Origin of the sequence: Geomonas sp. (assembly GCF_035254065.1) — a bacterium.
Classification (GTDB): domain Bacteria; phylum Desulfobacterota; class Desulfuromonadia; order Geobacterales; family Geobacteraceae; genus Geomonas.
Genome location: NZ_DATFBA010000272.1, coordinates 1 through 6327, shown reverse-complemented (window position 1 = coordinate 6327; position 6327 = coordinate 1). Strand labels below are relative to the sequence as shown.

Below are 6327 nucleotides of genomic sequence, written 5' to 3'. Positions count from 1 at the left end.
CGAAGAAGGTGATGCCGCGATCGATCGCCTTGGCTATAAGCTCGATCATTTCCTTCCGGTCCGGGACCTTCCCGTAAGCCATGCTCATCCCCATGCAGCCGAGCCCGAGGGCCGAGACCTCCAGACCGCTATTCCCCAATTCCCGTTTCTTCATGGTGTCCTCCGTTACCTTTTTATCGAAGCTTTATAGTCACCCTTGGATCGCTTTCTCGTAAATCAGAAGGCAGCCCGAAGGATCTGCAGCACCTCGACCTTATCGAGTGGGGCCAGGATGCCTAGTTTTCCGTTTTCCACAGCTTTCTCTGCCATCGCTTCCAGGTCTTCTTCCTTGACGCCTGCCTTCCGGAGGTTCGCCGGCATCTTGATCCCCGAGTAAAATGCTTCCAGCTTCTTAACGCCTTCTCCTGCCGCTTTGGCATCGTCCCCCTCACGGACCTCCATGACATTGCGGGCGAATTTAGCGAAGATCGACAGGTGCTCAGGAGCGGTACTCATGGTGTGCCGCATCCAGGCAGGCGTCAGTAGCGCAAGGGTGACGCCATGGGTCATGTCGTACATGCTGGAAAGTTCATGCCCCATGCCGTGCAGCGGGAAAGGGAATCCCGGCTTGCCGAGCACAAACTGGAATCCGGCCAAGGCCATGGAACTGGCCCACATGATGTTGGCACGGGCGTCATAGTCCGTAGGGTTCGCCAGAATCTTCGGCGCCGCCTCAAGAACAGCCTTCATGACGCCCTCGTTCATGCGGTCCTGGACGCTGGCGCCGACCTCGGGAGTGAAGTATTGCTCCATCAGATGGCAGAGGATGTCGGCGACCCCGGCCATGGAATGATACTCCGGCACAGTGTAGGTGTACTCGGGATCGAGGATGGAGAACTTGGGATTGAGAAGAGGGTGCAGGACGACCTTTTTCTTATGGTCGTCGCCGACGGTGATGACACCTCCCATATCCAACTCGGAGCCGGTTCCTGCCATGGTCAGAATGGTCGCCAGAGGAGCTACTGCAGTGATTTTGGACGAGATGCCCGACTCATCGACAAAGAGATCTGTCACCGGCCCACTGTATTTCACGCCGGCGGCAATAGCCTTGCACGCGTCGAGGGTCGAGCCGCCCCCGACGGCCAGGATGAAATCGCAGCAGTTTTTGCGATACATTTCGACCCCTGCCTCCACGCTTTCAATCCTCGGATTCGGCTGAATCCCGCTCAACTCCACATGGGTTATACCGGCCTTGCGAAACTGCTCGAGGATCACCTCGTAGATGCCGTTTTGCTTGATGCTTCCGCCGCCATATGCGAGCAGCACATGGGAGCCGCCGTGGGCCTTGATCGTCTCCCCGAGGATTTCGATCTGTCCTTTTCCGAAATAAGCGGTGGTGGGAATGCTGAAGATGAAATTTTTCACGTTGGGTCTCCTGATAGTTTTTACCTCAAAGTAATTGTAGGCTGGCTCTGAACCTTTTCAGCGTACGCCGCCGCTATCACGATGGCTCAAGCCATTAGTTACTAGGAATCATATACCTGCAGGGAAATACCAGGTATTTCGATCCTGCTTCATTTTTGCCTGATTGTCCGACATGGCAAAAAAAGTACGAACCTGGGCAGCGAGGCGAAGGCAAGGGGGGGACGAGAAATAGCCATGACCTGCATGGGCTGGGGTTCACTGACGACACCTGGAGAAAGGGGGATCTTCGGCACCCGCTGGCACGAACGCCGTCAGGCAGGGGAAAAAGGTACCAGGGAGATTACCTGCAGGAGCGTATGCTAGACCAAGAAAAAGGGGACGGACACCCAAGGCATCCATCCCCTTCTGATCTGTTACGCCGATCGCCCCGCCCCAAAGTCCTCAGGCTGCTGCTGATGCCTGCCGCAGCCTGTTGATGTCCCGCAAGGGCGGCGCACCGAAGAGACGACCGTACTCCCGGCAAAACTGCGAAGCACTTTCGTATCCCACATTGAAGGCAGCCGTGGTAGCGTCGAGGCGCTCGGCCAGCATCAGGCGCCGTGCCTCGTTGAGACGCAGCATTTTCTGATACTGCAACGGGCTCATTGCGGTCAGGCTGCGGAAATGGTGGTGGAATGTCGAGGTGCTCATGTTGACCTGGGTCGCCAGGTCCTCGATCCTCAGTGGTAGGCTGAAGTTGCCTTTCAGCCAATCGACGGCTCGGGCTATCTGGCTGCTCTGGCTCCCAGTGGCGGCTATCTGGCGCAGTCGTTCTCCCTGGTCACCAGTCAGGAGGCGGTAGACGATCTCCCTCTGGATGACCGGGGCCATGATGGGGATATCCATTGGATCATCAAGCAGCGCAATCAACCGTCTGAAGGCGTCGACCAGTTGCGGCGTGACGTCGCCGGTTGCCATGCCTCGGCTGGTGTGCAGGGCCCGCGGTTTGGGAAGGTTCGAGTCGAGCATTAGTTGGGAGACCTCGCGCAGGTCGAGCTTCAGTTTGAGCCCCAGGTAAGGCTTCTCGCGGCTTGCCTGTGTCACCTGGACCAGCGTGGGCATATGAATAGCCGTGATAAGGAAATGCTGGGCGTCATACACCAGGGATTCGTCGCCGAATTGCACCAGTTTGGCCCCCTGGGTGACGAGGCAGACGCTCGGCTCATATAAGCCGCTCATCGGCTCGGTAAGTTCCTGCCGCCTGAATAGGGCGAGATCCGGGATCGCCGTGGTGTGCAACTCCCCCTGTTCGGTCCATCGAGCAATAGCCTCGTTTAAAGACATCATCCCCTCGTCCATGAGGACCTCCACTTTTCCTATTTTACTTAACCAGTTACCAGTGCAAAGACAAGCATAATCCTACCCTACGCGTAATCGGCTTTCAACACTTTACAGCCAACCAAGAGAATCAGGCAAAAATATAGCAGGATTTGGCTAACGCCGTCTGGTTTTCCTGATGTAGTATTTGCCAAACACCGGAGGTATGGAGAGGAAATTCCCGAGGCAGGCAACTCGACCTGACGGACAACAGCCATTGTAGAGAAAAGATGGATGGAGTGGACGCTCTTGGAGAGCTGCACCAAAATTGGAAAGGAAGGTCGTGATGAGCAACAGCAAATGTTTGATTGCCTATTATTCGCGTGCTGGCAACAACTATGTTGGAGGTGCCATTGTGAACCTACCGGTGGGAAACACCGAGGTTGCCGCGCACATCATTCAGCAGCTCACCGATGCTGCACTGTTTAAAATCGAGACGGTCAAGCAGTATCCGGCTGATTATTACGAGACGACGGAGGTTTCGAAAAAGGAATTACGACAGAATTTCCGGCCAGAACTCTCTGTGCACGTGGACATCTCCGAGTACGAGGTGATCTATCTCGGGTATCCCAACTGGTGGGGGACCATGCCGTTGGCCGTATTCAGTTTTCTCGAGGAGTACGACTTCTCGGGAAAAACCATCGTTCCGTTCTGTACCCATGAAGGCAGTGGTCTGGGACGCAGCGAGAGCGATATCCGCAGGCTTTGCCCAGCCGCAACGGTGTCAAGGGGACTGGCCATCGTTGGCGGTTCTGTGCGGAGTGCAGAGGAACCAATACGGAAATGGCTCGGGCTCCAGTGCCGCTAGAGCTTGAGGACAGGACGTGTCTAGCCGACACAGGAAGGCCCAGGAGGAATCCGGGCCTTTCTTATTTTTCTCCGTCACCAGTACCACGAGTACCACAATGAATGCCTCCTTGCGTAGGCCATTTGGATCGTCTTGTATTCTCTGGGATTCACTTATGGTGGGGTTCTTACCCATTTCTAATTCTATGGTAACCGTGAGCGCTGTTGACTTACGATAAACTTACGAGTAAGCTTTTCTGCACCGACGTTAGTGGGAGCGAGCTATGACGCCTAAACAGAAGAAAGTTCTACAGTTTATCTCCGAGTTCCACGAAAAGAACGGATACCAGCCTTCACAGGCGGAAATCGCCAAGGGGTGCGGATTTGAGTCGCTGGGGACAGTGCAGCATTACCTTCGCATACTGGAGAGGGATGGGCATCTGGCCAGACAGTGGAACGCGAAGCGGGGGTTGCAGCTGACTTCGGCGGAGGGATTAAAGGCAAATCCCCCCTGGCCCCCCTTTAACAAGGGGGGGACGCGCTCTGGGACTTCATCGAAGATGCAGCTTTCTGCGCCTTTACCTGCGACCACGGCATCTGTATTCGAACTCCCGTTAGTCGGGATCGTGGCGGCGGGGAGGCCGGTGGAGGCGTTTCAGCTGTCGGATGCTATCGAGGTGCCTTCGGCGATGGCGGGTCCTGGCAACGTGGTGTACGAGGTGCGCGGGGACTCGATGGTGGAGATGGGGATCATGGACGGCGACTTCGTGGCGGTGCACCCGCAGGCGGTCGCGGAGAACGGCCAGACGGTGATCGCGGAGGTGAACGGGTCCATCACCATCAAGAAGTATTTCAAGAAGGGGAACGTGATCGAACTGCGCCCGGCCAACGCGGCCATGCAGCCGATCATGGTGACCGATGACGACGATTTTCAGATCAGGGGCGTTCTGGTCGGCTCCATGAGGTTTTACAGAAAGTGGACAGGGAAATCCTCCATGTAACCATTCCCGCCTTTCCTATCGCTCTTGCTCGTGTCATCCATTCCAACCTGCGTGGCAGACCGGTGGCGGTGGCTCCGCTCAACTCGGAGCGGGCGCTGTTGCAGTGCGTGTCGCAGGAAGCAGCTTCCGATGGCGTGCATGCCGGTACTCCCATCTTCCAGGCGAAGAAGGCCTGCCCGTCTCTCATAGTGATCGCCCCGGACCCGCACCTGACCGCGAAGGCCAGCCAGGCACTCTCCGAACTGTCGGCGGAGTACACGCCGATGGTCGAGCCGGGCGCGGGGAGGGTTTTTCTCGATGTCACTGCGTCGAGGCGGCTGTTCGGGCCGGCGCGTGACGTGGCGGCGCGGTTGGAAAGGGAGATCAGTTCGAGGCTGAGCCTCGAGGCGATGGCGGGAGCGGGGATCAACAAGCTCGTCTCCCGGGTGGCCGCGGATGTCATGCAGGAGCCGGGGGTGTACGACGTGTTCCACGGCTCGGAGCGGCATTTCCTGGCGCCCTTCCCCGTCTCCGTGCTGCCGGGCGTCGGCGAGGCTCGGCAGATGCTGCTCTTTCGGGATCTGAACCTGCAGCGGGTGGAACAGGTGGCGTCGCTTTCAGTCCCGCAACTGCGGCTGGCGGTGGGGCCGTTCGCGCCGCTCTTGCATGATCGCGCCTGCGGCATTGATCGCTCTCCCGTGCAGCCTCCTAGACTGAGTACCGAGATCGTCGAGGAGGGACTGCTCGACCAGGAGGAGAACGACGACCGAATACTGCTGTGCGAACTGCTGCGTCTGGTGGAGGGGTGCGGGGTGAGGCTGCGCCGGCTGAGAAAGGGAGCGCGGAAGATCTCCTTATCCGTCATGTACGCGGACGGCGTCACCGAACAGGGGAAGAAGACTCTGCCCATGCCGACTTCACTCGACCTGTTGTTGCTTTGTGAGGTGGAGGAACTGTTCTTCGCCACCTGCAAGAGACGGCAGCGGGTGCGGGGACTAAGGCTAAACTGCGACCAGGTGGCGGAGGATGCGGGGCAGATGGACCTGTTCGCGCCGGCGACGGTGCATGTGGCGTCGAAGAAGCAGTCCGACCTGCAGGATACGCTGGATGCTCTGCGGGAAAAGCACGGAAAGAACGTGGTGCGCTGGGGGAAAGGGGTGCCGGTGAGAAAGGAAAAGCTGACGGTCAGCGAACCGGCACCACAGTGGGACCCGGAGCAGAATAGGTACATGACGCTGACTAAGAACTGACCGAGAAGTCACCACGAAATACACGAAAGATACACGAAAAAAGTCATTAAACCTGGGGAAAACAAAAAAGCCACCACCGTCAGTTACTCATTTTCAAGTCAATGCAATTTTTTCCTTTTTCGTGTGTTTCGTGGTTAAAAGGTTTTCTAGATGTTTGTTCACTTGCACGTTCATTCCTCTCTATCTCCCAACTGGGGCGTGCACTCGCCGGAGAGGCTTTGCGCCAGGGCTGTTGAGTTTAACTGCCCCGCTGTCGCGCTTACGGATCGCAATGGGCTGTACGCGGTCCCACGTTTCCTCGATGCCGCTCGGGAGGCGGGCATCGCTCCGATTATCGGTACTGAGGCGGTTACAGAAAACAACCGCGCGCTTCTCCTCGCCCGCAACCAGGAAGGTTACGCGAACATCTCCCGACTCATCTCCGACCTCCACTGTCGCAAAGGGTTCGACCTGGTTCAGGCGCTGACTGAATATCGGCATGGCGTGGTCGTGCTGAGCGACGATCCAAAGGTCCTGTCGACGCTCAAGAGGCTTTCCGACGACCCGCTCTT

At 57.4% G+C, this 6327-nt stretch carries 6 protein-coding genes; 4 read left to right on the top strand and 2 right to left on the bottom strand.

Going from position 1 to position 6327, the window contains the following annotated elements:
• Nucleotides 1–216: 216 nt before the first annotated feature.
• Nucleotides 217–1404, bottom strand: coding sequence for an iron-containing alcohol dehydrogenase (locus tag VJ604_RS12470; protein ID WP_324082962.1), 1188 nt, complete (start codon nt 1402–1404; stop codon nt 217–219).
• A gap of 441 nt (nt 1405–1845) precedes the next feature.
• On the bottom strand, nt 1846–2742 hold the full coding sequence (locus tag VJ604_RS12465) for an AraC family transcriptional regulator (RefSeq protein ID WP_324082961.1): 897 nt from the start codon (nt 2740–2742) through the stop codon (nt 1846–1848).
• A 304-nt stretch (nt 2743–3046) separates the two neighbouring features.
• Here VJ604_RS12465 and VJ604_RS12460 point away from each other — a divergent pair, with 304 nt between their 5' ends.
• The 4 genes from VJ604_RS12460 to VJ604_RS12445 all read left to right on the top strand — a co-directional run.
• Entirely contained in the window at nt 3047–3568 is a 522-nt protein-coding gene (locus VJ604_RS12460; RefSeq protein WP_324082958.1) for a flavodoxin, read from the top strand.
• A 262-nt stretch (nt 3569–3830) separates the two neighbouring features.
• Nucleotides 3831–4547: a transcriptional repressor LexA gene (gene lexA, locus VJ604_RS12455; RefSeq protein WP_324082956.1), complete on the top strand. Its 717-nt coding sequence runs from the start codon at nt 3831–3833 to the stop codon at nt 4545–4547.
• Entirely contained in the window at nt 4523–5776 is a 1254-nt protein-coding gene (locus VJ604_RS12450) for a DNA polymerase Y family protein (protein ID WP_324082954.1), read from the top strand. The genes lexA and VJ604_RS12450 overlap by 25 nt, the downstream gene beginning before the upstream one ends.
• A 150-nt stretch (nt 5777–5926) precedes the next feature.
• On the top strand, nt 5927–6327 hold a 401-nt coding region (locus tag VJ604_RS12445; protein WP_324082951.1), incomplete at its 3' end, for a PHP domain-containing protein.

What these genes read in the sequence shown, in the direction of transcription:
- VJ604_RS12465 (WP_324082961.1), bottom strand. Translation starts at nt 2,742, where the DNA reads ATGGACGAGGGGATGATGTCTTTAAACGAGGCTATTGCTCGATGGACC.
- VJ604_RS12460 (WP_324082958.1), top strand. Translation starts at nt 3,047, where the DNA reads ATGAGCAACAGCAAATGTTTGATTGCCTATTATTCGCGTGCTGGCAAC.
- lexA (WP_324082956.1), top strand. Translation starts at nt 3,831, where the DNA reads ATGACGCCTAAACAGAAGAAAGTTCTACAGTTTATCTCCGAGTTCCAC.